Origin of the sequence: Arthrobacter sp. NQ7, from assembly GCF_029581595.2 — a bacterium.
In the GTDB taxonomy this organism is placed as follows: domain Bacteria; phylum Actinomycetota; class Actinomycetes; order Actinomycetales; family Micrococcaceae; genus Arthrobacter; species Arthrobacter phenanthrenivorans_B.
The window spans coordinates 1-23,969 of the sequence record NZ_JARFXU020000015.1; the positions used below are offsets into that span (position 1 = coordinate 1).

Below are 23,969 nucleotides of genomic sequence, written 5' to 3' on the forward strand. Positions count from 1 at the left end.
AGGTTTTCCCTATGGCAGCGGGATGAGTACTGGCGGGAAAAGGGACGAGACCCTAAGCATCCGGACCGCTTCCCCTCGAGTGGTGCTGCCGAATAGTTCCAGATCGAATAATCACCGTTGCCAGTAGGCTCCAGGCGGGGCTCCCCGGCTCGCTTTTCCGGTTGGAATGAGGCCCTGTCAGGCATGGTGCTGTGAGCATGGCTCCAAAGCCAAGTTTCGGACCGCGAGGAGTCCAAGAGTCACCGCGGTGCGCTCGGGCTGTCCGACTGCCGTCCTCGACGTCTAGAACGCACCAGCGTACGCCGTAAGAACGCAATGATCCTGGCCACTATCGAGGGCCTTCGAACGGCTGTCGTCTCATTGGTCTCTAGCGCATTCTGAGCCTGAAGCGCGGCTTGATCACGGTATTGGGCACGACGCGTCTGCTCCTGTGTCATCGGCGCCGCCCACACCACTCGATCACCGCGGATGAAGTAGTGCGAGCGACACGGAATCTGCCCGTTTCCAATAGAAGGGTACAAACTGACGCGTCCATCGAAGGTCATCTTCCAGTCCGCCGGCCCCAGAGGCGTGACCACCCGGTTCCCGCAACCGCAGGGACACAAATGCGAAACAGTGGCATATGCCATCGAGATGTACAGACGGCCGGGAGCCAACAGAGCCGGGACAAACTCGACGAAGCAAACATTGAATTGGGCCACCTTCATGCGACTCTATCCTCGGATTCCGTCAACTCAGCATTGGCCTCAGGGATACCCAAGCCTGCGTGTCCATCTAGGCCTCCGGGAACGGTCGCAGCCACTTCAGACTGACCGAAGCGGTGGCCGAGGGCGTTGTCCTCAATGGAATAAAGAGTGTGAAGCTCTTTCTCGTCGTCGGCGTAAAACCCGAGGTGCTGCTTGAACTGGAGAACAGCCATGGCCGCTGCCATCATATTCAGTTCACTCACCTGGATGTTGGTGTTGTAATCGGCGTCGTCGTTCTCATCGTTCGCCAGAACCCCTGTGCGTTGGATGTGGTCGAAGTGCCCATCGTGACCAGTTGTCACGCGAATCAACCCGCCTATGCCGCCCGGCGTGATTCCCACACCGATCCCCGTGTCGATGAAGGGGAGGCCATGGGCTTCTAGTGTCTCAACTATGGCTGTCTTGTCAGGGCTGGGATCCATCGCCAGGAAGACGAAGTCCGCATCTAGGAGTTCCGACAGGTTCGAAGCCGTTACTGGGACTGGATGAGGGTGGATGTGTCGGCGCATCCGGCCGTAGATGCCTGCGAAGTAGTCCACCTTCTTCACCCTCGCGTCCAGATCGGCAATATCTGCTGCCCCCGGGGCGCGGAAGGCGTTGTGGGTGGCGAAGACGTCGCCGTCGTATACGTGCAGTTCCCGGATCGGAGTCTTTGCTAGAAGGTCGAGAAGGTAGCTCCCCGTCCCGCCAGCACCCACGATGACAACCTTGCCGACGGCCAGGCGCCGAGTGAACTCCGTGATGCGGGCGCGACTGGAAAAAGTGTCTAGGTATCTGAAGACGCTCTCCTCCTCGTCCGTGGTGATGGGCCGGAAAGTGAACGGGGTCACTTCCGGGTCGATCGCCTGCGCGGGGCCCGCCACTATCGTCGAGTACAACGAGACCTTCTCGTAAAAACTTGCATACCCTGAGGGCGGCTTGAGCGAGAAGGCGCAACTGGAGACCATATCGGGGGCAGGGGCAATGCCTTGGACCCCTCCGTTGATGCCGGCGAGGGGCTGTCCATCCCGATCGCAGGGCTGGCCGCCGTGGAACCACATCACGTGGCTCCCCGGCCCACCGTTGCCGTCCCGGTCAAGAGGGCACAGCAAGGAACCCCGCTGGACAGTCTTCTCGGCAGTAACGAAGGGCATGTCGTCGATGACGAGGTGGCCCGCGATGATCCGGACCGCATACCCCTCATTGACGAGTTGAGTCAGGTCAGCGTGTTCAAGAACGGTTCGCGAGGCGGACATTGAACCGCGTCCCCTTCTTCTTGATGGTCACACTGTCGCCCTCGAGCAAAGTGCCAGTGCCTCCGCGTGGTCCATCGGCATGAGTGTAGGTGATCGCGAACTGCGCTTCAGGGGCATGCCCTGGGAATGCCAGATCACCCACCTCGATGTAAGTCAGGGTGTCGTGATCGACCTCGGCCAGAGTGCCATTTACAACCACTTCGTACACCTTCTTAGACTTTTCTGCCCCAGTGATGGGGTTCGAGCCGGCGTGGCCACGAGCGATGGTCTCGTCCATTTGTCTTCCTCTCCTGGAACCCCGCTTCTCGGGATATCCATTGCGTTTCGCACTAAAGTGCTTGACGTTTACTACAGTAAACAGGTCCCGGCCGGCTTGTCAACTGCAGTGAACACGGCCTACTCTGGTGAAGTGACCACCACCTACTTTCATGCCGACATTTACGGCCCCCGAAATCGCCACAACGGGGACACGTAATGGCCGAGGCGACCACTCGAACCCTCGGCCGCGAGTTAGCGCAGCTCAGGACACTGCGCCAGCAGACACTCCGCACCGTCGCGGAGGCTGCCGAAATTTCAGGCGCGTACCTACTCAAACTCGAGAGGGACGACGTCCAGGCCCCGTCCCCGCATGTTCTCCGACGCCTCGCAGAACACTTCGGAGTGTCGTACCTCGCGCTAATGCAGCTGGCCGGCTACGAAGTCACCGACGAAGATCGGCAGGAGTCGAAGCCTGGCGTACTGGCCGATGCCCTTCTAGCCGAACCGCTCACTCCTAACGAAGAGCGGGCCGTCGCCGCGTTTTTGGCGACGTTACGCTCTCAGAGCCGACACTCCTCGGCCTAGCCGCTTGCCCCCATCCTCGAGAACACTTTCAGCGCCTACATCCGCTGTAGGCTGACCGAGGTAGCCACACTTCGACCAAATGGCTCAGAGTTACAATGAAGTTCTCGCCATACGGAAGGCCCGCCGTGTTGACAACGTCAGATTTCAAGCAAGAAGCCCAGATTCTGGGTACACCGACCAGCCGTAGTCTTGCCGAAATTCTCGGCACCACACCAGACGCCCTCGCTGCCGAACTCCGCCCCCGGCTAGATCGGATTAGGGACGCCGAGCGCGAGGCCGAACGGACGACAGCGGAGGTACGTCTCTATTAGCCCCACGAGATGGATCACCCTTCCGGTCGTCTCGCGCACATCCTTGGAAGATCGGATCCGTGACCCTTTCCCTCACTGAATGGTGCCCCTCCGGACAGCAGCCCACGGTCTACGACATGTCGGAGCCTGAACGATGGGACGCCCTACTCGCCGAATACGCCCACGAACGAGCTGCGGCTCCACTGCAGCGCGTTTTTGATATCGCGCGCGCGCACGGGGTCGTCTGCATCGTGAAAGAGCCCCGATACATCGACGCAGACTGGCGCAGCCAGGTCGCCCGCTTCTACAACGGGGCATTCCGGCGCTACCCATCGGTGTGCCATCGTTTGCACTTCTTCACGACACACGTCGACCCGAATCTTGGGGACCTCTCCGGGGTTCAGGAGGCCTACCGCGGTTATACGGTTCTCCGGCCTCTCGCGGTGGCCCCGGTAGGACGCACCATGATCGTGCCCCCACCCGAGTTGGCAGACGCCGTACGGTGTGAAGGCGAGGAGACCATCGACTTGTATGGATGGCCGCTCACGGTCCGCGCTATGCCCTTCATCAGTCAGGACACTCAACTCCTACGGTGCGCCCATGCCTCTGCGTGGATGGTCCTCCGTCACGCCACGATGGTCCACCAGCAGCCAACGCGCCTTCCAGCCGAGATCTACGACGCCGCTCTCGGCGGGGTCGTAGTTGGCCGTCAACTGCCGAGTGATGGCCTGTCGTCACACCAGCTGCTCTCGGCTCTGACCAGCTTGGGGCTTAGCCCGACGAGCAAGGCCCTCCCCGCCACGCCCGAAGCCCAGGCAGCCGCCGGTGGGCTTGGCCTGTTTGCTGTACTGTGCCGCTACATCAACTCGCAGCTGCCGCCGATCGTCATCTCGAACAGCCATGCGTGGACCATCGTGGCATATGAGCGCAAACCATCACCCGGCAATCCGGCCATAACACTGTGGCGACACGACGACGCGTCGGGTCCGTATCTCCGCGTAGAAGATCCTTGGCATGAACCTAGCCCGGCCCACAGTCCTTGGGCGGCCGCGCATCTTCCACTTCTTCCCAAGGCGTATATCGACGCCGAGCGGGCCGAAGCCGTCGGACGGACCTGGGTGAGCCAATTCGCACTCTCGCCCAGCTACGAGGGTTCCACACTTGCCGAAACGGACAGTCGACCGGCCTTCCTCGAACAGTCGACCCTGAGGACGTACCTAGTTCAATCGAGCATCTTCAAGAGGGAGCTCCGCTCCCGGGGGATGCCCGACGAACTCGCCGCTCCATTGCGGCGCGCGGAGATGTCCCGGTACCTTTGGGTGATCGAAGTCGTCGACCGTAAGGCTCGGACCGAGGGGAATCCGGACGTGCTCGGTGAAATCCTGCTCGATGCCACCTTGACTCAGTTTGAGCCGCAGACTGATCCTTCGGCCATCACGGCATTCCACCTCGACAGTGTTGGATGGATCTCGGGGATTGACGGTGCAGATCACACCCTGCTCTCCCTGCCCAGTGGGGTTCGATACCGTACCGGCTGTCCACCGCTCGCGTCAGCTGCGGCCTCGGAGGACGCGTGAAGCCGGTGTGTTTCAGGTCAGCTTGCACGGGAGCATGTACTGGGAGACTGTCATCGTGACCATCGACATCAACGCAACGCTCCACCGGGTCATTGCTAGGTATTCGCCGAGAATTTCATGGTGACCGGCGGCCATGTAGGAGCTGCGCCGATTCCGACCGCACAGCAGTCATCCGAGCGAAGCCCCAGCTTGAAGGTATGGCACAGGGTCACCACTGCACCTGCGGCCCGCAGCTGCCGCAAAGACATATTTCCTGTGTGGGAGCCTCAGTAAGCGCTCCATCCGTCCTCACCCACGTCTCTCGCCAGGCATCAGTGAAACGAAGTTTCGGTTGCGGACCCAGCCCAGTGGCCAACTCAGGTCCCGCTTTGGGGTGCCGAATAGGGACTTCTTCGCCGACCTTCTCGCCCGGCAGGATAGTACCGAGATATCGATTCACGAAGTAATCCCACTCCTTGGCTTGGGCTTCCCGCAATATCTCTTCCATGGTGTCCACGGACTCAAGATCGTCCTCTGTCTGGTCATTCATTTTCGCAGGATCCCAAAGATGAACGACGACGTTGGTTACTGGAGTCGCACTGTTGTTCTGGACCACATACTTCAGTGCCCAGCACTCTTCGGACTGTCCGTCGGGGTGATAGAAGGTGTGCCGTATCCAGCTGGTCTTGAACCCTACCGAGCGCGCCCTAGCCTCGCGAGTCTCTCGTTCAAATTTGTCCTGCTTGGCGAGGGCTTCGATGCGCTGTCGCGTCTGAAGTTGGATGCTTCTGCCTGCAAAGAAAAGGCCGCCTCCTGTGGCCACCGCCGACGCCCACGTTGCCAGATCTCCCCAGACGGGAGCGTAAGGGACAAGGCCGACCATCCAGGCGGCCGTTGAAAGAACGGCGATTGCCAAGAGGACCCACCGGACCAGAGCTGACCGCCAAGTCTTTAGAAAGCTCATTTTCCAACGATTTCTTTGATGGCCTCCGTGTTCGACGTTGCTCTCCGAGCGCTTCACATCGCCTCACGTTCTGGTCCAGCCCAGTCCAAGGCCGCGGCTAGGTGCCGCTCATCAGGAAGCGCTTTTTGCTCATCTGGGGGGAGCTTGTCGTAGGTGTAAGCGGCGACTGCCATGGGTGAGGTGGAGCGGCCGAGGCTGTATCTAACGCTCCGGTCGTTCTTGGTACCGCAGATGAGGATGCCGATGGTCCCGTTGTGGTGGTCGCGCCTAAGTACGTCATCGACGAGCGCGACGTAGAAGTTGAGCTTGCCGGCGTATTCAGGCTGGAATTTGCCTGTTTTAAGTTCGATGACGACGTAGCGGGACTGTTCGATGTGGAAGAAGAGCAGGTCCACGTAGAAGTCGTCGCCGTCAACGTCGAAGTGGACTTGGCGGCCGACGAACGCGAATCCTGGCCCGAGCTCACGGAGAGTTTCGGTGATCCTGCTGGTAAGGGCAGTCTCCAAGTCACGTTCAGCGACTTCACCCGAGAGACCGAGGAACTCGAAGTTGTAGGGGTCCTTGGCTACCTGCTGGGCGAGTTCGGAATCCGGGCTAGCAAGGTGCTCAACGAAATTGGATGGGGCAGCACCCGTGCGTTCGAGGGTCTTGTTCATGATCATGTTCATGAGCACATTACGTGACCAGCCGTGCTCAACTGCGGCGGCGGCGTACGAGTCCCTTGCCTCCTCGTCGAGCCGTTTGTCGAGGATGGTGCGGATGTGGCCCCACGGCAAATGTCCCACAGGCTGTGGGACATTTGGATCGAAGCCCGGCCAGGCCTCGGCGAAGCTGCGCATGTACTGCAGGTTCGACCGCGACAGGCCCGTCATGTCGGGAAACTCGGCACGAAGGTCGTCGGCCAGCCGTCCGATCACCCCGCTCCCCCAGCCCTCGGTGTCTTGGCGTTCGAGGATGGTTTTTCCGATGACCCAGTTCAAGGCGATGGCCTGGGTGTTGACGGCGCGCAGCGCCTTAGTGCGGGCCGCCCTGACCTGGTTCTTGAGCTCGTTGAGGAGTGCGGCATAGCCGACGGGAAGGGCAAGGTCACGGGCGTCAGACATGCGTTCGATCCTACCGACCAGCATCCATTCCCGCTGACCCTGGTGGGTCAGATACGAGGCCGGTTCCAGGCAGTAAGGGTGCACTCAGCTAAGGGGTCCCGCCCGTGCCTTGACCGACCTTATCCTCGCGCTTGGTGCTCCACCGACCATCCCGGCGCTGCCGTCCTGGGCCGCAGCGACTCCCGCACGATACCGGCACTCCTCACCGCCTTTGGGCTCCTCAACCCCCAATGGGAGGACGGCGAAAGAAAGTACAGACACTGTCTGCACAAATACCTGTCCCGCCCAGGGGGCGCCGTTCCCGGTCGCGCAGGTCCACCTGATGATGCCTCTCCCCTGCCGTTGTCCGCTGCCCGCCTGTGTTGGGCGATGACTCCGTAGGCTACCGTGAAGGGCGGAACCATTGGGGGGGGTGACCGTGGCTCAGACGAATGAAACAGTGCCGCATGCACGGCGCTCTGCTCCGTACTGGGAGTGGGTGGAGATGTACCGGAGGGGCATAGAGCCGGCGAAGATCGCAGTAGTGTGCGGTACCGCGGTGACCACTGTCCGCTACCATCTGCAGATCGCGGCGAAAGAAGATCCTGGTCTTCGCGGCCAACATGCCGCAGCTGTGCCTGTAAAGGCCCCGTCGGATACGGCCCTGCAAAGGATGCATGACCTGGTCTCGTTTTACCGCACGGAAGGGCGGCTTCCGGCAGCCCACGCGGAATCCTCCAGTGAACAAGCCCTGGCCAGCTGGATGTACCGTCGGCGCCGGGAATCAGCAGCTGGAACTCTCTCCCCCGCCTTTCGCGAAGGCCTGCGCGTCATCCCCGGCTGGGATCAGTCCTCTCCCCGGAAGGCCGAGGACGAGGCCCGCTGGCATCGGCGCCTGCGGGAAGTTGAAGCTTTCCGTAAGACAAGCGGTGGATTGCCACGGCACCAGAAGACCGATGACCCGGTCGAACGCACTCTCGGGGTGTGGCTGCACGGCCAACGCATCAACTACAACCACGGCAAGCTGGCACCGGAGAAGAAGTCGCGGCTTGATAAAGTCCTGCCGGGATGGCGTGAAGGCCGGCAGCGCACCGGTGGCCGCCCCCGCAGCGAGTAGGGGCTATCTAGGGGCTTGCCCGGGCCGCCATGAGGCATCCACGTCGTAGCCGCCGTCCTCGTGTATGCGGATGGGTGCGATGCGGCCAGGCATTTCGGCGCGGAGCTTCATGAACAGCGGGCCTGACATCTCGTTCAGTGAGCTGTTGTAGAAGTGGACGTGCGGGTAGTGGTCCAGCAGGGCCCGGACCATGTCGGCAGCCCAGCCCTGCCGGTGGTACTCGTCTGGAACGCCAATGCCTTGGAATTTGCCGGTCCGGCCCCTGATGATCGTGAAGTCAAGATACGCGCTGGTCTCTCCGACGCCAAACAGCCCGGCCCGTGTCCCATGCAGCTGCGGGCGCGGGTGCAGCTGGCCACTGAAAACGTTGCCGTCCTGCGCCCTGGGCACGGTGAGTACAAATGACCTGGTGCCCCGGTGCAGGATGATGCGGCGCTGGTGGCGCAGTCGCCACCACGACCGGCTGAGGTTGCCGAGGGGCATCAGGGCTTTCACCGGCCAATCCCGGGGCCGCGGTCTTGGCGTGGCGTGGGACCATCATGTCCGCGCCGGGTTTCCTCACGTCGCGCCTGCTCCTGGGCACGACGGGCCTTGATCTGGTCCAGTGCCTCCTTGACCGCTTCCGGGTTCCTGGAGTCTTCGTCGGCACGTTGATTCTTCGCGCGGTTCTCCCGGACCTTGCGTGCAAGCGCAGCCATTCGTTCCACACGTTCCTGGGCCGGGCTCAGCTGCGTTTCCGTGCCGCGGGTTTCACGCAGGTGGTCAACCACCTGTTCGGCCGGGCTCGGGGTCTCCTTCACGACAGCTTCAACCTGGGCGGCTTCTGCCATGAGCGATGCGTCTGCAGGTGCCAGCGGTTCCTTGGCCGTTTGAGCGCTGTACTTGTGCATGGCGGTGATCCTTGCCGACAGGTCTGCTCCGACCCCTTGGCCCCGGTGGGTTTCGGGCAGCGGCTTAGTTTCGGTAGTCGGGATGCGGTAGGTATCCCGGTAGGTGGCGATCTCGACCGCGAGTAGGCGCCACTGCTCCTGTCGTGACGGGGCGGAGGGGACAGGGCCAAGGGCAGCTGCCCAGGCGGGCGGCTCGGCCGCGAGCTGGGCGCCCAGGCGTGTGACTTCTGTGGCCATGAGGTCGCGGCGGGCCTGCAGCTCCTGCTGCCACAGTGCCGGCGTATCCGGATGGGTCAGGACGTCGGCGGGCGCCATCCATGCCGGCAGCTGGTCAACAGCCGGCGCTGCAGCCACGGGCTGCGGCAGCTGGCGGCGCAGTTCCATTTCGGCGCGGATCCGCCGATGGAGCTGGGCTGCGGTGCGAGTCCTGGAAGCGTTCGCCTCCCGGCGGTAGTTGGTGCCAGCTCCGCGTTCGTAAGCTTCATCCGCGCGCGCCTCGGGATGCATCTGCTCCCGCAGCTGCAGTTCCTTTTGCAGCGATGATTCGAGCCACCGGGCTTTTCGGCTGGCGGCGGGATCGTTGATTGTGGAGTCCGTGCGGGCGTCCTGCTGGACAGCGGTGAGCCGGGAGGCCAGGTCGTCGTCACTGAGGTGTCCGTGCAGGCGCCGCTGCCACGGGGTGTCCTTGTTCTCGGCCTTCCATCCCCGGAGCAGAGTTGCCCTGTCGATAGCGTCGGTAGAAGGGGTGCGGGCTGCGTCCTGGGCACGCCGCAGCTCGACGGCCGACCGGTGTTCAAGCCGGGCAAGAGCCTCGTCGCTCAGTGATTGGAGCGGGCGGTGCCCGGGGTCAACGGACTGCGCGCGCCAGCGCTGCAACCGGTCTTCCACCCGCCAGGCCAGCACGGCCCCTGGGCTGTCGGAAGCCTCGAAGGCTCCCTCTCCTACGCTGTCTTTGAGCAGGTGCGCGATGTTGAAGCCATCGTTTTCCGCGGCGCGGAGATGGGTAGCGATCGCGCCCCATGCATCGGACTTAATGAACGGTGCCGCGGTTCCCTCCCCGAGTTCGCGGCGCGCCACGTTGGCCATACGGAGCTCGTTGGCCTGGTGGTCGATGTCCCGGTAGGCCTCGGACATCTCCGGAAGGCTGCGAGTCTGGGCGCGCGCGGCGTCCATCTGCTCGTGCGCTGTGAGGTTGCCGTCATGGTTAGCGGCAACAGATTCCAGAACGCCTTCCAGCGTTTCGCCTTCGCTTACAACGCCGTAGAGGTTGTTCGCCTGCCGGCCGCGCGAGGCCGCCACGTAGGCCAGGGAGCGGGAAAGCCCGGAGCTGATCAGGGCATGGGTGGTGTCACACGTGATGCCCTGGGTGCGGTGGATCGTGGCCGCGTATCCGAGCATGGTCTTGGCCCGCACGTAGTCGGCGGGAAGGGTGATGGTTCCGCCGTGCTTGTCGTGGCGGACCGTCATGGCACCGTCCTCGTGGACCTCGCGGACGGTCCAGACGTCGTTGTTCTTCACGAAGTCCTTACCGCGGTTGGTGGCCAGACGGCGGTTATTCTCGCGGGTAACGATGATGTCCCCTGCCCGTGCGGTCAGGCCATCGCGCAGGGTTGCCGCCGGACCATCTTTGAGGCTGCCGTTGCCCAGCCGGTATGCCTGTGCCCGGGCGTTCAGTTCGGTGACAGTGGCGTTGTCGTAGGCCATCATGACCGAGTGCTTGCCGTCGTCGGTGTCGCGCTGCCAGGCGGTGAAGACCTGTGACGTCATGGTTTCGGCGTCGCCGCCAACGACGCGCCGGTTCTCCCGATAGAACGTCCAGGGATCGTCCTGCCCGACAGTGGGAGGCTCGCGCAGGGCGAGTGTGGCGGCTGCTTCGGCGTCGTTGGCCGTGCCGTCAGCATTGCGGAATCGGTGCAGGTCTTCGAGGTGCACAGCTCCGACAGTGTTCTTCAACAGGCGCAGGGCACCGCCGGAGCCGACAGCGGACAGCTGTTGGTCATCGCCCAAAGCCCGTACCACTGCCCCGTGCTGGTCGGCGATCGTGACGGCAGCAGCAAACATCTGGGTTCCCACCATGCCGGCTTCATCGATGATGATCACGTCCCCCGGCTTGGGAACCACCTTCTGGGCCGAGTCCGTCTGATGGCCCAGGACGAAGGAGTCAATGGTGGTGGCTTTCGCTCCCAGTTCAGTGCCCATCACGGCGGCGGCCACTGCCGTCGGGGCCAGTCCGATGACTCTCCCGCCAGCTTCCCTGACGGTGTCCGCGGCGAGCTTGAGCGCGGTGGTCTTGCCTGCTCCTGCAGGGCCGACGCCGACCATGAGAAGCCGGTCGCCGCAAGAAAATTCCCTGGCCATGCGCAGTTGGCCGACGTCGAATGTTTTGTCCTGTTTGGCCAGTGCTGCATTGAAAGAGTCGGTGGTTGCGGCGGGGATGACGACACGTTGGGCAGCGGTCAGCAGGCGGTCCTCGCTGTGCAGGATCCCTGACGAGGTGTAGAGGGTGGAGTGGGCCTTGCCGTATTTGCTGGCACCGTTCTTCAGGCGCAGAGCAGCGATTTCAGGCGTCGGTGTTTCCGGTGTGATCCGCAGTGAGAACTGGTCGATGGCGCGGGCCTTGATCTGCTCCAGGAGGGCCGGCGGGATTGGCAGCTCCCCGAGCCGTGAACCGAGACGGCGTCGGACCTCGGCATCAATGTGGTGTTCACCCCAGACGCCACGGCTGCGTTCCAGGGTGTGGATGACACCCTCTGCTTCCTGCGCCGGGTCGATCTCATCGGCGTGCGCGACCATCCATTGGGGGTTGTCCTGGTCTGCGTTTTCGCGGGCATCGTGGCGGTGGGCGCGGGCTTTCTCCACGGCTGCGGGTCCGACCTCTACGCCGGGGATGCTGCCTAATTCTTCGTTCCATTCCGCGACCAATGTTGCGAGTTGGCGTGCTTCCTTCTTGGCCGCACGGGTATCCAGGGTTGCCTGCTGCGCGAGGGCGATCAGCTGCTTGGAATTGGGGGCGTACCCGTGGTCCTCTGTGAACTCCGCGACCAGCTGGTCCAGTACCGGTTTGATTCCCTCACGGCGCGAGGAGGCCGCCTCGATCGCGGCAACATCCACACCGGCAATCTCCACGACCGGCCGGTCGCCACCGACTTTCCGTTCCACCAGTCCAACACCCAGGCGGGCGCAGATCTTCTCCATGACTGTGCGGTTGTAGTGCTCCGATGCGGCAACGTTGAACTGGTACAGGAGACGCCCATCCAGGGATGACCATTTGCCGTCCGCGCCCAGGACTTTGTTCGAAACCACCACATGGTCGTGTAGCTGCGGGTCGCCATTGCGTGAATCGTAGTGGCGGAATCTGGTGTAAATCAGGCCACCGTCAACGTCCTCCTGGCGCACGCCGTTACGGCCGCGGCGGGTGAAGGTGGCTTCCCTCTCCAGGTACTGCATGGTCTCTTCGATCGCCTCGTGATGGGCGGCCTCGATCTCTTTGCGGGCTTCTTCCCCGCCGATTGCCCACAGAACCGAGGCCGATTTTGCCGGGGCAAAAACGAGGTCATACCCGGCAACCGCCTGCGACCCGGGCTTCGTCTGAGCCGTCACGAAACGTCCAAGCTCCTCCTTGTCGGAAGGATTCCGGCCGTTGAGTTCGCGGAAGTATTGGGCGCCCTCTTTCATCCGGATCTGGCGCCGGGTGTCGGCGTCAGGCTCCCGGTGATTCATCCTCTGGTAGTCACCCAGGGCACGGTCGACGCGGGCGCGCAGCTCGTTGTCTTTCTGTCCGTAGCGGGGGTAGCGGGCGCCCAAACGGACGTCCGCCTTGGGATTTTCGGCAAGCACCTTCTCGGCGTCAGGGTGCAACCCCTCGCCAAAAAGGGCGGCCATCTGACTCTCGGTAACCTCGCCGGAAACGCCCAAATGCGAAAGGCCGGCGCCGCCCCACTGCCCGGGAGGGTTGCCGTCCACCGTGTAGTAGTCGCCCAGTGAACGGTCGGCCGCACGCAGTTCGTCCGCGCTGGCGACTTCACGTGTGTAGTACGTGTATCCATCGCCGGCACTGAGCTTGTGCACGGTCATCATGGACCAAGCTTACCCGGCCAGGCACCTCACTTGTCGATGATGCATGAGGTGTGACAGATATTGGCGTTTCTTGTTTTGCAGTTCGGTGGACACGACGGAGGAGGTAGCCGGGCAGCGGAACAAGAGGCGGTAAGATCGGGCCATCAAGGTTTTGATGCGGTTCTGCACATGAGAATGGGCGGTGGGTAACACGCTTTTTCGTTATCCACGGTCCGTTCGATTGTGTGGAACCGTCGCCCCGGTTGGGCGGAGGAGAGAGCCGAGTCCATCTCGGGGGACAACCACGTGGGGTCAGGGCGGGGCAGGGCCAGCCCGAGCGTAAGCGAGGACCGTTGCGGCGAACGCCGCCGGTCGTGGACCCGAGTCGGCGCTAGCCGTTAGGTCCACAACGAACCTGGAGGGGGATCCACCGATGGCAGCACAACGAAAATCCGCACAGCAACTGGCTGCGCGGGAGAAGGCCAGGGCGAAGGCCCGGGAGCTGACGGAACGTCATGAAAAGCTGATCGAGCTCGCGGCCGAGTTCTTCGAGCAGCAGGCTCAGGCTGAGTCCATTTTGGAAGATGCCAGGAAGAAGGCCGCCGAGCTTTTGGCGAAGGCGGAAGCAGATGCCCGGGATGCCGTCCGAAGTGCCGCGGTGACGGTCCAGGCGATGCTGGATTCCGGGGAGTCGCGGTCCGCTGTCGCTGCCCGGTTGGGCGTGAGCGGTGCTGAGCTAAAGCGACTTACTTCGGAGGCCACGTCCGCGGATAAGAGCACCGACAGCGAGTCTCCCAATCCGGTTCGTGACGACGACTCCGATCAGTCCGAACAGGCGCAAGCTCCCGCAGCCTAAGCGCCAGTGACGCGGCACAGCAGCGAAGCCCCCGGCCTGCAGGCCGGGGGCTTCTGCGTGTGGCTAGAAAAGAGTTGGGGCATCAGGATCAGCTCCGGCCAGGATCGCGCGCACCCTCTCTTCCCGGTTCCATCCGTGCGCCCGCACCTCGTCACGCAAGGCCCGTGACTGCTGTGCGAAATGCCTGCGCGCTAAACCGCGCCAACGGAAGTTTGATCCGTTGGTGTCGCGGTTTTTGGCAAGACGATCGAGCATGTTCAAGCGGGCATCACCCACCCAGAGATGTGTGTCAGGGCCGGCGGTTGCGCGCACACAAATGGGTACGTCGCAGTCGTGCATCAGTGCACCGAATCCGTCGAGGTCCACCCCGTACGCGAGATGGAAGGCGAAGCGGTGGGGACGCACCGCTTGGGTTTGCCCGCCCTGGTTCAGCGTGAATCGGCCATAGCCGTCATCCGAGACCGCACCCGTCCAAAGCCAGCAATCCCCTGGGGCTGGCCCCTTGGCCACCTTTGCCCAAAAGCGGTCTGCAATGTCCACTCGTCAGTCGATTCTCTTTTGGAAAGAAACCATCAGTAGAGCTGAAGCGACATAGCGAGTTCCATGGTCATCACGTCGGCCGAACAGGGCGGGCAACCGGTGCGTCGCTGCCGGAACAGGCGTCACCGTGTGGGATGCCGGCTCGACTGTCCAAAGCTGCTCGCCGGCCTGTTCAAATATCGTCACCAGGTCCTTCAGGCTCTTATCGAGGCGTTGGGCGAGCTGGCGAACGGAAGCATCTACCGAGAGTTGCGGGTCGCTGACCGCATACACGGTTTCGATTCGGCTCATCGCTTCCTTCTGCCTCGAAATTTCGGTCCCGGCATGCCGAAAAGGGTGCTCAGGAAAATGAGAACCAGCCAGCTGACTGCGCCGAGGCCCAGCATGGCAGCGGCATTGCCGGCAGACGAGGGATCACCGTGCGAGACAGCATGGCCGATGGCCTGGGCAGCGAGAATCACGTAGATGCCGGCGCACACCCATCCTGCTGCTGCCAGGCTAAAGCCGATAATCAGGCGTCTCAAACAGTGACCCCGGCTCTCACTACTGCTCCTCCTCGACTTCAGCTGCGGGCAGTTGCCCGGAGACGATACGTTCGGCCGTCTTCTCGTATGCGGCATCAATGTACGCGGCCAGATCATCCTGGCTAACCCGCCAAAGCCCCCGCGGTCCCAATTGCACCGCCCGAATTTCGCCACTCCTGACCAGCGAGTAGACCATTGGTTTACCAAGGTTCAGGATCTCCTGGACCTGATCCAGGGTCAGCATCTTCGGAAACGGCACGGCATCGCTGTTCTCGGTCTTTTTCATTTCTTCAGTCCACAACGCCATGGCTACTCCCCCTCGTCCCGTCGCCGCATCTCATCCATAGTCCGCTGTCCGGGCCGCAGTCCGCCGGCAGGCACCGGACGCCACGGCTTACCGCCGTTGTACTTTCGTTGCCGCCGCCTTACTTCACGCATCGTGGCCTGGACAATGAGGTCCGAAACGCTGGCATCCCCCTCGGCTGCGCCGGTTTCAAGAAACGCCGCCCGAACCTGCCCGGCCTGCTCCTCGGTGTAGTACGGCGTGAACGCCGGAACCTTCTTCGGTTTTACCATCAGCGTGCCTTGGCTTAGACGGCGCGCAGCGCCTGCGGCCAGGGGTGGAGGCTGTCGAGTAAGCCCTTCCCCCTGGATACCGTTCCGTCCTCGTGGAAGCGGATATCGGCGTGCTGGTGGCTGCCGCCGGCGTGTGCGATCGCGGCCAGGACCAAGTCCAGGTTCTCACGGTCCAGTCCCGGCACAACGTCGCCCAAAACCACCGGAACGTCCTCAGCCAGGGAGGCAGCCAGCATCAGGAAGCGGCGCTCCCCACCCGAGAGGGCTCCGGCCTCGTCAGGGATGGCCGCGAAGTCGATCCACGCCCTCACCTGACTGGGTCCTTCCGGCGCGGTGCTCGTATGGATCCAGGGATTTCCCGGCGCAGCGAACTTCCCTCCAAAGGCCCTCAGCAGCAGCTCGGTGGCTGCCTCGATCGTGTACATGCCTCGCGCCCAGGCGCGGAGGTCATCTGCGTGCGTCATGCTGTACGTCCTATTCTCGTGGTCTCGGGTTAGTAGCCGGCCCTGGCGGCCCGGTCGAGGGCTGCTTTAGCGTCGCGGATGGCGCGGCGTGCGTCCCGCAGGGCGTCGGCCTGCTCATTGTTGGGGCCAGCGCCCGGGCGCCAGTCGGAGCGGAGTTCATCTTCGACGTCACCCAGGAGCGCGAACGCCCTGGAACGCATGTCTTCGAAGGTGGGTAAGTTCTCGGCCATCCTGGATCCCATCGTTGGTGTTATTGGCGGTGCCTGTCGGGGTCAGCGTATCGGCTGACCCCGACAGTTGTGCTGCTTAGAAGGGCGGTTCTGAGTCGGGTCCGTTGCCCCATCCGCCGGCTGTGTTGCTGGTCGCCGGCACGGCCCAAGGATCGTCCTGCGAGCCGTTCTGCGGCCTGGTGCTACCGTTGCCTTGGACGCCGTTCCCCTGGCCGCCTTGGGTGCCGCGCTGGGTGCGGTTAATCTTGGCGTTGGCGTAGCGGAGTGAGGGGCCGATCTCGTCTACCTCGAGCTCGATCACGGTGCGCTTCTCGCCTTCCTTGGTTTCGTAGGAACGCGACTTCAACCGGCCGGTGACGATCACGCGCGTGCCCTTGGTCAACGACTCGGCCACGTTCTCTGCCGCTTCCCGCCAGACACTGGCCCGGAGGAAAAGTGTCTCGCCGTCCTTCCACTCGTTGGACTGGCGGTCGAAGGTCCTAGGCGTTGAAGCGATGGTGAAGTTCGCTACGGCCGACCCGCTCGGAGTGAAGCGCAGCTCTGGATCTGATGTCAGGTTTCCAATGACGGTAATGGTGATTTCGCCGGCCATGATGGTTCCTTTTCCTCGTGTGCTGGTGATGTTCTCAGTGTCTGTTGTGGTTTCGTTCGCTGGTTCGGTCCCGCCCGGTTCGTCGTGGGTGAGGTCGTTGGGTTGGTACTGGTTCGCGGTGTGTTCGTCCCAGAGCCCGCCCTCCCCGAGCGGGGCGCGGTTGATCGCGTCAAGGTACCGGTCATCCCCTCCCTCGTACGGGATGGCGGAGATACCCTCGTCCAGGTCCTCAATGAGGGGTTGCACTATGGCGGGTTCCACAAAATAGGGGTCCACAACGTCGGTGGGAATCCTGCCGCTGGGGTTGACCTGCCGGAACAGGTCCACGTCCAACGGAATCCGTGGGCTGAGTTTGTACCCGACGACCGGGCGCGGGGTGGTCACGGTCCTCACGCTGCCTTGTGGCTCATGGCCGCCTGGACGAGCTTGTCGCGGCGCAGGCCGGACCAGCGGTCCTGGTCATCGGTATTGTTCACGACGACGGGCGCCTGGGAGTAGCCGAGTTCGGCGGTGATGTACTCCAGCGCTGCCGGCACTTCGGTGATGTCCACGGCCGTGTACGTGATGCCCCTGGAGTCGAAGTAGTCCTTCGTCTTCTCGCAGTTGGGGCAGTCGGGCTTGGTGTAGACCGTGTAAGCGGCCGGTGTTGCAGTCATTTTCAGCACCTGGTTTCGTATCAAAGAAGTTTCGTTCGTCTGGGTGACTTGCTACTTCAATTTTAGCAATCATTCAACTGAATGAATAGATCTTTTTCCGCGTATTTTCAGGGAATTTGAGTACATATGGCACGCCAACCCTGCCCCGTTTATCTGCATGTGGTTATCGTTAGCTGCACAAGATACTGGGGGTAGGAATGGAGCCAATCATTGTTGATGTCGGCAAGGGTACGGTAGTACTCGAAGCTGGAGGCGTTCTTCACCTCGTGTGGAAGCCGGGAACGAAGCTGGATGCAAGTGATGTGCATGCGGCCATTGCAACAATCAATGAGGTTGCCGCCGGTGCCGAGTGCCCGATGTTGATCGATATAACGAACACCGAGGCCGTATCCCGCCAGGCAAAATCCGCATTCAGCACGAAGTGCGCCGCTTCCCGCATTGCCCTGCTCGGCTCAAGCCCGGTCAATCGAATCATTGCCAACTTCGCCATGTCACGGCGGACGCTCCCCTGTCCTACAAGGTTCTTCACCTCTCGCACCGAAGCATTGCAATGGCTCTTCAGCAGTCCGGGGGCTGCTAACGACGTTCCCTGACGAGAGACGCATGAAGGGCTGGTTGCGCCGCCGGTGACTGTGGTCATCCCCGCCGGTTCGCCCCAGCGGCAGCCCCCCTGTGCCTTAGAAGGCTCCCGCTTGGTTCGGTGACGTGCGCGCCCTGGGTGGAATGTGGGAGTGGGTGTGTGGCGTCCCTGCTGAAGGAAGCTCAACCCGTAGCGGGCGTGGTCCCGGGCACCCGGGTCTTGGCCCATGGGGATGGTGGCCGGCGCGCCCGTTCGGCGCGTGAGCTTGAAAAGTAAGCATGCTTGCTATTAGTTTGGTGTCAGCTTCTCCGCCTGTCCCCCATCGGGCGGAGGTGTCAGGAAGGCCCTGCGGTTCCAAGTGCTGCGGGGCTTTCCGCTATCCGCAGTTCCGTAGCAGATCCGAACGGCAGAGGGAGTGTGCAGTGGCTCAGGGCGATATCGAGACGTACTACGAAGATGGCCAGTGGAAGAACAAGCGCGAGGGTACTGACCGCGCGTTCGGGGCCGGCTACGGCACCAAGGACGAAGCGGTGACTGCGGGCCGGGAAGCGGCCCAGGCCGACAAGGTCGAGCACGTCATCAAGAACCAGGACGGCCAGATCAGTTCCAAGAACAGCTACGGCAACGATCCGAGGAACGTCCCGGGCTGAATCGACGCGGGACCCGGGTTCACTTATTAACCCGGAAAGGAGCCGGCCTGTGCCGGCTCCTTTCCGGGTTTCTCTGCAAAGAAATCTGTGGTTCAGTCTAGCTGAATTGATGGCCGCGGACTGTTTCAGCTCCATTGCTGCAGCGCGGCTCCTGCTCTGTTCCTGGTTGTTGCGGGAAACGGCGGTCCGCCGCTGGTGAGTCGTTGCTGTGGTTCGCCCTGCGCGGCGGACCGCCCGACTTCTGGAAGGTTCCTGGCCTTCCTGTGGTGATTCGGTTGGGGCCTGTGCCGGGCGGCGTTCGGGGTCCGCCACCCGGCACAGGAGCCGTGGTCTATCCGGCCTTCTCGGTCTTTTCGCCGCTGTCGATGATGATCTGCTCGACCTCGCTTGCCGTGTATCCCCAGAGGACCAGCTGGTTCAGGTAGTCCCGGTGGGTTTGGCTGGGTGAGCGCCATGAGTCTTTTTGGATGGTCTTTTCATACCCGGCGCAGACCAGGGCAATCAGTCCGAACTCCGGGCGTCCGGTTGTTTTGGCGACGTGGTCTCGAAGCGGGTTCCACGCCCACTGGTTGGATTCTTCGACCTTGGCTCCGATCATTTCGGCGGCCACCTTGCCCTCGTAGCCGCTGGCGGTTTCGGGGTGGTGGGTGATCGCGTGGAGGGTGAAGTACTGCCAGCCCTTGGGGGCCTGCTTCTTGGCCAGCAGGTTTTTGACCCATTCGCGGCGGACGGTGGTCGCTGACTGCATCAGTTTGTTGTTCTCGATCAGGGTTTTCCGTTCAGCCTTCTGCTCGTCGGTCATGGGGCCTTTCGGGGCCGATGAGGTGCCGTAGCCGCTGTAGTAGCGGAGGGTGAAGCCCAGGTCTTTCCAGCCGGTGACGACGGCGACGGCGGAGTGCTGGCCGCGATAGTCCGTCTCGATGCAGACGGCGTTACCGTCCTCGTCGGTGGCCGGTTCCCCATCTGCCCTTTTCAGGGACGTAACGCGGAGGGTTTCGCTGTCCTCCCCGTACCCGCATTCGGGAACAACGATGGTTCCGGCTGCTTCCAGCTCTGCGGTGAGTGCGGCCAGCGCGGCGGCGCGGTCGCGCTTGTCGCGCAGCTGCTGGCTGACGTGCAGGAGCATGTCGGGTTCGTCCATGATGACCGACTCGAGTTCGGCGGTGGCTTCCTCGTCGTCCTCAAACTCAGCCAGAATCAGGGCTTCTTCGATGGTGTATCCCTTGCCCAGGGCGGCGGCTCCGGTCTCGGTGGACTTGGCTTTGAGGGCGGACTCGACGGTGGACTTGGTCCGCCCGGTCTTCTTGGCGATCGCGGCCGCCGAGACGCCGATCAGGGACAGCTGGTGGTAGGCGTCGGCCTCGTCAGCTTCGGTCAGTTCGGCGCGCTGGATGTTCTCCACCACCTGCGTGACGATGCGTTCGGCTTCCTCGGGGGAGTCAATGATCATCACAGGAATCAGGGGCCGTCCGGCTTCGACGGCGGCGCGGGTGCGGCGCTGGCCCATCAGGACGTGCACGCTGCCGTCCTCCTTCCGGTGGGCGATCACGGGTTCCATCACGCCGTGTTCTTTGATGCTGGCGATGAAATCGGCGGTCAGGGCGGCGTCTTTCCGGACGTTGATATCGACGGTCAGGGTTGCCGGGTCGAGCATTTCAAGCGTCGGTGTTGCGGTCATGTTTTTGTCCTTGCAGAGACGTGGGGGTGTCGGGCGGCTCAGGTGACCGGCCAGCTTCCCTCTCCCCCGTTGTTTTTGGCTGCTGGCGAAGCTTGCGGAGCTGTGCCCGTGCAGGCCCGTCTACCCGCAGGGCAAGACCCGGAAAATCTTCGAGGAGGTAAGCGACGAAGGAGCGCCGAAGAAGAATTTCCGTGGCGCAGGCCCCGGAGGAACGGAGGGGCTAGAAGGGCCGGAACGGGCACGTACAATCCGAAGGACAGCAGCCAAAAACGTCGTAGACGCACCGGTCCAGGGGGTCCGGAGCTCTGCGACGGCACGCCCTGGACCCAACAGCCGGCCGCGACAGCGGACGCCCGTCAACTGGTTGGAGCGCAGCGGAAACCAGGGCGAGCCCCGCGAGCCTGCCCTTCACCCCGGGGCCGCCCACACATCCGGTGTCAGGGTTCTCTGGTACCTTGCGGGCATGGACCTGAAATCGTGCGGGTATTGCAAGGAATTGGTCGATCTCAGCGTTGGGCCTCACATCCATGACCCCAAGAAGTGCAGGCAGTGCGGGGAGGTGCTGCCGGCAGAAGCGTTCGACCGCTGGCCGTCCAGCGCCGACGGCCGCCGGCACTCCTGCAGCGAGTGCGTTTCCGGTCAATCGGCGGCATCACGGGCGCAGGGGGTCGCCGAAAAGGACAAGCAGTTCCGGGATGACAAGGAAAAGCTCAAAGAGCACGGCTACCGTTGGGTGCGGCGGGTCGTTCAGCCCGGCCCGGATCCCGTCTTTCGCTGGGCATTGTTGGATCCCTTGGGGCAAGAGGTATCAAAGGAGAAAGCCCTGGGGGCTATTGAGCTTGCGGAAAACCCCGTGCCCAACGACTTCGGATCCTCGGTTTACTAACTAAGAGGAGATATGGCTTTTCGACTGCGAGACTTTCTTGGCCGGCGCCGGACACCAGCTGCATCAGTTCGGCCTGCCCCTGTGGCATCGGCCGTGGAGACGGAACGCCCGGCGCTGACACCAGCCCAGCTGGCGGAGCTGGAAGCGGCTTGGTCGGAGCTTCGACAGGCCGCCCAGGAAGCCGGTGTTAAGTCATTTAGTGCCTGTACGCGTGATGGGAGCCGCTGGGAGGAAAACCCGGAGTCCGTTCGGGCCATGACGCGCATGATCAAGGACACGCACAAGGACACAGCCGAGGTGCCGAAGGACGTGTAGGGACTGCAGGGTCAGACCCTACTTTTGTCAGACCCCTCCCCCATGATCAAGAGGATGGCGGCCATTCCTGGCCGCCATCCTTTTCCGTGTCGCTTCGAATATATGTTCTAAGGTTGTGGTATGTCCTGCGAAGAGTTCGCGGCTGCGCTGCAGGCGCAGTACGCGCGGCGGGCCGGCCCAATCGGGCTGACCGTGGAAGAGCTCGATTTCGAGCACTTCCCGGTCAAGAACGGGTATCCGGGGATCCCGGTGAAGGCGTGGATCCGGTTCCCGAACTGCGCGGAGTTGGTGGACGGCGAAGTCTTTGCCTGGACAGCGAAGGCAGCCGAAGTGACGTGGAAGGACGGGCCGGTCACGTACCGGACCTGGGTGTGGAGTTCGGCGGTGACCCGCCGGGAGGAAATGATGAACAGGAATTTGGGAGAGCGGACCCGTGGCAAGAACAACAACTGATAACCCCCTGGATGTCCCGGTGCAGGTCCGGTTTACCGCGAAGGGCATTCCGCTGGCTGTCAGGTATGACGACCGGATTTGGGCCGTGGCAGCGGAACCGGTGCGCTGGTTCACCCGTGCGGACTGGTGGAACACCGCCCAGCGGGCGCCAGTGGGCTGCGGTGACTTGGTCAGCGTCGAACACTGGCAGGTCCAGGTCCGCCTGACCTCTACCTCTGCGCTGCGCACATTCGACCTGCGCCGCGACCCCCTATCGGAGCAGTGGGTGCTGGCTGGCATCACGGACGCAGGGGCTGCGGCCGCCTAAGCCCGACGGGGCTGGCGGCGGTAGCGTGGCTGTCATGACTGAGGACGTGCCGGCAACGCTGCGGCCGCCCGTGCCCCTGGCTCTGGCGAAAGCGGTTGAATCCGTCCCTGCAGAGGCGGCGCTGCCCGGCGGCAGCGTCTATGAGCCCAAGTGGGATGGCTACCGGGCCTGCGCCCTGATAGGGCCAGACGGGGCGTCCTTGTGGTCTCGGCAAGGCAAGGAATTGTCGAAGTACTTTCCAGAGCTCCTGGAGGCCCTGGAGGGACAGGTACCACCCGATTGTGTCCTCGATGGTGAAGCCGTTGTTTGGTCCGGTGACAGGCTCGATTTTGACGCCCTGCAGCGGCGTCTGGTCGCTTCAAGGGCCGGCCTGCCGGCCCTGGTGCGGGAACAGCCGGCATCGTTCGTTGCCTTCGATCTACTGGCCGTTGCCGGGCACGACATCAGGGACACTCCGCTGCAGCGGCGCCGGGAGTTGCTGGAACAACTAGCGGCTGATTGGGTGCCGCCGCTGAACCTCTCCCCCATCACCCGGGAGCGCGCCCAGGCGCTCAGATGGTTCGAGGAACTGCACCACGCGGGCCTGGAAGGGCTCGTGGTCAAAGGTGCCGGACAGAGCTACCAGGGAGGCGTGAGGCAGTGGATTAAGGTAAAGCGCCGCCAATCCCTGGACGTGGTGTGTGGGGCCGTTATCGGCCCGATGGAGCGACCCCGGTATGTTGTTGTCGGCCTGCCCGTTGAGGGCCGGCTGCGGATCGTTGGGCGCTCTTCGCCCCTTGCTGCGAAGGCTGCCCGTGAGCTGGCCGCATATCTGCGTCCGCCCCATGGTCCCCACCCTTGGCCGGAAGTAATCACAGAAACCATGCTGAACAGGTTCAGCAAGGACAAAGGTCCGGTGACTCTGACGTTGGTGGAGCCCTTGGTGGTCGAAATTTCCGCCGATGTCGCTTGGACCGGCAATGCGTTCCGTCATGCCGTTAGATACGTTCGGTCGCGCCCGGAACTGGCAGCGGAGAGTGTGGAACCGCCGGATCGAAGAGGACCAGGTTTCCAGCCTCAGCCGGAGACGCAACCAGGTCGAGATTGAGCGGCTACTTCGCGACAGCGGACTGCAAGGAATCCGTTGTAGGCCGCGGCAAAGGTGGCCTCGTCAGATACGTCACTGGCACTGAATTTTTGGGATGAGTCGCCAAGGGATGGCGGGAGGGTGCTGGCAAGCCTTTGGTGCGCGCGCCAAGCCTCATCGGTGCCATAGACATAGACCTCGTTCGTTTCCGTCTGAAATTTGGACCTGGCCGTCATAAAGGATGTCAATGCTGCATTGACATCCTGAGGTGCTGTTCTCGCAAACAAGGTGGTTGCGGCAACGTGGTAGCCGTTCGCTGCGTCCAGATACTCGCGGTACGTTACGTCCCGCTGCTCTCTCGCCTGTTTTTGAGCAGCTTCCTGCAATTGTCTTTGCGCCACTCCTTCCGAAGCATCCGCCTGCAATTTAGCTCCAAGCAGCCCGGCGCTGGCGCCAATAAAGCCTGCAGCCAAGGCGACAATGCCCTGGGTAATCACAGGGTGCTTTTCAAAGAGGTTTCTTCGTGTTCCGTGCTGTCCGGGAGTTTCATCGGTGGGAGTGGTCAAGTATTCATCCGTGATCTTGGGTTGAAGTGAATCAGAGCGGGTTCGGGTAGCTACTTGGCCAACCAGCAGCGGAGCTCCGCATGCCTTCAGTAGTTGTCGGTGCGGATGACGAGGAGCTGTTGCCCTTCATTCAGAAGGGCGTCTAGCTTGCCACGGGCTTCCTCATAAGTCGCACCTTCGACGCTGATCTGGTCGTAATTGCCGTCTGGAGAACTGATCGTGCCCGTAACTATCACTCGATGAGTCTATTT

28 protein-coding genes are annotated in these 23,969 nt (G+C 62.6%); 10 read left to right on the top strand and 18 right to left on the bottom strand.

All coding sequences use genetic code 11. From position 1 onward, the window contains the following. Window positions 1-239 precede the first annotated feature (239 nt). From PUN71_RS23205 to PUN71_RS15295, 3 genes are read right to left on the bottom strand one after another with little or no spacing between them, the layout of a single operon-like run. On the bottom strand, window positions 240-707 hold the full coding sequence (locus PUN71_RS23205) for a ubiquitination-like system serine protease family protein (protein ID WP_502860813.1): 468 nt from the start codon (window positions 705-707) through the stop codon (window positions 240-242). Further along, the gene (locus PUN71_RS15290; RefSeq protein WP_277799087.1) at window positions 704-1,981 is read right to left on the bottom strand and encodes a ThiF family adenylyltransferase; all 1,278 of its coding nucleotides are present in this window, start codon (window positions 1,979-1,981) and stop codon (window positions 704-706) included. Before PUN71_RS15290 ends, PUN71_RS23205 begins: the two co-directional genes overlap by 4 nt. Next, window positions 1,956-2,258, bottom strand: a complete 303-nt coding sequence (locus PUN71_RS15295; RefSeq protein ID WP_277799088.1) for a multiubiquitin domain-containing protein — start codon at window positions 2,256-2,258, stop codon at window positions 1,956-1,958. The genes PUN71_RS15290 and PUN71_RS15295 overlap by 26 nt, the downstream gene beginning before the upstream one ends. Window positions 2,259-2,455: 197 nt before the next feature. On the opposite strand from PUN71_RS15295, the gene PUN71_RS15300 reads away from it, so the two are divergent. Both PUN71_RS15300 and PUN71_RS15305 read left to right on the top strand, forming a co-directional pair. After that, window positions 2,456-2,824 (top strand): helix-turn-helix domain-containing protein, encoded by a 369-nt coding sequence (locus PUN71_RS15300; RefSeq protein WP_277799089.1) that lies wholly within the window; start codon window positions 2,456-2,458, stop codon window positions 2,822-2,824. Between the two features lie 370 nt (window positions 2,825-3,194). Then, window positions 3,195-4,691 (top strand): hypothetical protein, encoded by a 1,497-nt coding sequence (locus tag PUN71_RS15305; RefSeq protein ID WP_277799090.1) that lies wholly within the window; start codon window positions 3,195-3,197, stop codon window positions 4,689-4,691. A gap of 208 nt (window positions 4,692-4,899) precedes the next feature. Here the strand turns inward: PUN71_RS15305 and PUN71_RS15310 are convergent, their stop codons facing one another. Continuing rightward, window positions 4,900-5,586, bottom strand: coding sequence for a hypothetical protein (locus PUN71_RS15310; protein WP_277799091.1), 687 nt, complete (start codon window positions 5,584-5,586; stop codon window positions 4,900-4,902). 101 nt (window positions 5,587-5,687) lie between these two features. Further along, window positions 5,688-6,737: a PDDEXK nuclease domain-containing protein gene (locus PUN71_RS15315; RefSeq protein WP_277799092.1), complete on the bottom strand. Its 1,050-nt coding sequence runs from the start codon at window positions 6,735-6,737 to the stop codon at window positions 5,688-5,690. Window positions 6,738-7,155: 418 nt separating this feature from the next. Between PUN71_RS15315 and PUN71_RS15320 the strand changes: the two genes are divergently transcribed. Beyond that, on the top strand, window positions 7,156-7,833 hold the full coding sequence (locus PUN71_RS15320) for a helicase associated domain-containing protein (RefSeq protein ID WP_277799093.1): 678 nt from the start codon (window positions 7,156-7,158) through the stop codon (window positions 7,831-7,833). A 3-nt stretch (window positions 7,834-7,836) separates the two neighbouring features. Here PUN71_RS15320 and PUN71_RS15325 read toward each other — a convergent pair whose 3' ends face one another. Together PUN71_RS15325 and mobF are read right to left on the bottom strand one after the other, a co-directional pair. Further along, window positions 7,837-8,328, bottom strand: coding sequence for a hypothetical protein (locus tag PUN71_RS15325; RefSeq protein ID WP_277799094.1), 492 nt, complete (start codon window positions 8,326-8,328; stop codon window positions 7,837-7,839). Then, window positions 8,325-12,800: a MobF family relaxase gene (gene mobF, locus PUN71_RS15330; protein WP_277799095.1), complete on the bottom strand. Its 4,476-nt coding sequence runs from the start codon at window positions 12,798-12,800 to the stop codon at window positions 8,325-8,327. The genes PUN71_RS15325 and mobF overlap by 4 nt, the downstream gene beginning before the upstream one ends. A 412-nt stretch (window positions 12,801-13,212) precedes the next feature. On the opposite strand from mobF, the gene PUN71_RS15335 reads away from it, so the two are divergent. Next, window positions 13,213-13,635, top strand: coding sequence for a hypothetical protein (locus PUN71_RS15335; RefSeq protein WP_277799096.1), 423 nt, complete (start codon window positions 13,213-13,215; stop codon window positions 13,633-13,635). Window positions 13,636-13,698: 63 nt separating this feature from the next. Here the strand turns inward: PUN71_RS15335 and PUN71_RS15340 are convergent, their stop codons facing one another. The 8 genes from PUN71_RS15340 to PUN71_RS15375 all read right to left on the bottom strand — a co-directional run bounded on the left by PUN71_RS15340 (window position 13,699) and on the right by PUN71_RS15375 (window position 17,217). After that, window positions 13,699-14,175 carry a hypothetical protein gene (locus PUN71_RS15340; RefSeq protein ID WP_277799097.1) on the bottom strand — a complete coding sequence of 159 codons (477 nt, stop codon included), beginning with the start codon at window positions 14,173-14,175 and terminating at the stop codon, window positions 13,699-13,701. 3 nt (window positions 14,176-14,178) lie between these two features. After that, on the bottom strand, window positions 14,179-14,466 hold the full coding sequence (locus tag PUN71_RS15345; RefSeq protein WP_277799098.1) for a hypothetical protein: 288 nt from the start codon (window positions 14,464-14,466) through the stop codon (window positions 14,179-14,181). Window positions 14,467-14,718: 252 nt separating this feature from the next. Further along, window positions 14,719-15,006, bottom strand: coding sequence for a helix-turn-helix domain-containing protein (locus tag PUN71_RS15350; protein ID WP_277799100.1), 288 nt, complete (start codon window positions 15,004-15,006; stop codon window positions 14,719-14,721). A 2-nt stretch (window positions 15,007-15,008) separates the two neighbouring features. Beyond that, on the bottom strand, window positions 15,009-15,275 hold the full coding sequence (locus PUN71_RS15355; RefSeq protein WP_277799101.1) for a ParB family protein: 267 nt from the start codon (window positions 15,273-15,275) through the stop codon (window positions 15,009-15,011). 14 nt (window positions 15,276-15,289) lie between these two features. Continuing rightward, a complete protein-coding gene (locus tag PUN71_RS15360; protein WP_277799102.1) occupies window positions 15,290-15,739 on the bottom strand; it encodes a P-loop NTPase family protein in 450 nt (149 codons plus the stop codon). A 29-nt stretch (window positions 15,740-15,768) separates the two neighbouring features. Beyond that, window positions 15,769-15,969 (bottom strand): hypothetical protein, encoded by a 201-nt coding sequence (locus PUN71_RS15365; protein WP_166843124.1) that lies wholly within the window; start codon window positions 15,967-15,969, stop codon window positions 15,769-15,771. 76 nt (window positions 15,970-16,045) lie between these two features. Further along, entirely contained in the window at window positions 16,046-16,945 is a 900-nt protein-coding gene (locus PUN71_RS15370) for a single-stranded DNA-binding protein (protein WP_277799103.1), read from the bottom strand. A 5-nt stretch (window positions 16,946-16,950) separates the two neighbouring features. Then, entirely contained in the window at window positions 16,951-17,217 is a 267-nt protein-coding gene (locus tag PUN71_RS15375) for a glutaredoxin family protein (RefSeq protein ID WP_277799104.1), read from the bottom strand. Window positions 17,218-17,414: 197 nt separating this feature from the next. Here PUN71_RS15375 and PUN71_RS15380 point away from each other — a divergent pair, with 197 nt between their 5' ends. Next, complete coding sequence (locus tag PUN71_RS15380; protein ID WP_277799105.1) at window positions 17,415-17,810, top strand: DUF7793 family protein; 396 nt, start codon at window positions 17,415-17,417, stop codon at window positions 17,808-17,810. A 409-nt stretch (window positions 17,811-18,219) separates the two neighbouring features. Further along, window positions 18,220-18,447, top strand: coding sequence for a DUF2188 domain-containing protein (locus PUN71_RS15385; protein ID WP_277799106.1), 228 nt, complete (start codon window positions 18,220-18,222; stop codon window positions 18,445-18,447). A gap of 331 nt (window positions 18,448-18,778) precedes the next feature. Here PUN71_RS15385 and PUN71_RS15390 read toward each other — a convergent pair whose 3' ends face one another. Further along, window positions 18,779-20,125 (bottom strand): ParB/RepB/Spo0J family partition protein, encoded by a 1,347-nt coding sequence (locus PUN71_RS15390; RefSeq protein ID WP_277799107.1) that lies wholly within the window; start codon window positions 20,123-20,125, stop codon window positions 18,779-18,781. Between the two features lie 463 nt (window positions 20,126-20,588). On the opposite strand from PUN71_RS15390, the gene PUN71_RS15395 reads away from it, so the two are divergent. The 4 genes from PUN71_RS15395 (at window position 20,589) to PUN71_RS15410 (ending at window position 23,173) form a co-directional block, all read left to right on the top strand. Further along, window positions 20,589-21,011: a hypothetical protein gene (locus PUN71_RS15395; RefSeq protein ID WP_277799108.1), complete on the top strand. Its 423-nt coding sequence runs from the start codon at window positions 20,589-20,591 to the stop codon at window positions 21,009-21,011. A gap of 435 nt (window positions 21,012-21,446) precedes the next feature. Beyond that, window positions 21,447-21,779: a hypothetical protein gene (locus PUN71_RS15400; RefSeq protein ID WP_277799109.1), complete on the top strand. Its 333-nt coding sequence runs from the start codon at window positions 21,447-21,449 to the stop codon at window positions 21,777-21,779. Beyond that, window positions 21,760-22,086: a hypothetical protein gene (locus tag PUN71_RS15405; protein WP_277799110.1), complete on the top strand. Its 327-nt coding sequence runs from the start codon at window positions 21,760-21,762 to the stop codon at window positions 22,084-22,086. Before PUN71_RS15400 ends, PUN71_RS15405 begins: the two co-directional genes overlap by 20 nt. A gap of 46 nt (window positions 22,087-22,132) precedes the next feature. After that, window positions 22,133-23,173: an ATP-dependent DNA ligase gene (locus tag PUN71_RS15410; RefSeq protein ID WP_349361813.1), complete on the top strand. Its 1,041-nt coding sequence runs from the start codon at window positions 22,133-22,135 to the stop codon at window positions 23,171-23,173. On the opposite strand, the gene PUN71_RS15415 is transcribed toward PUN71_RS15410, so the two are convergent. Together PUN71_RS15415 and PUN71_RS15420 are read right to left on the bottom strand one after the other, a co-directional pair. Beyond that, window positions 23,143-23,718 carry a hypothetical protein gene (locus PUN71_RS15415; protein WP_277799112.1) on the bottom strand — a complete coding sequence of 192 codons (576 nt, stop codon included), beginning with the start codon at window positions 23,716-23,718 and terminating at the stop codon, window positions 23,143-23,145. The genes PUN71_RS15410 and PUN71_RS15415 overlap by 31 nt on opposite strands. Before the next feature lie 86 nt (window positions 23,719-23,804). Continuing rightward, window positions 23,805-23,954 (bottom strand): hypothetical protein, encoded by a 150-nt coding sequence (locus tag PUN71_RS15420; protein ID WP_277799113.1) that lies wholly within the window; start codon window positions 23,952-23,954, stop codon window positions 23,805-23,807. Between the last annotated feature and the right edge of the window lie 15 nt (window positions 23,955-23,969).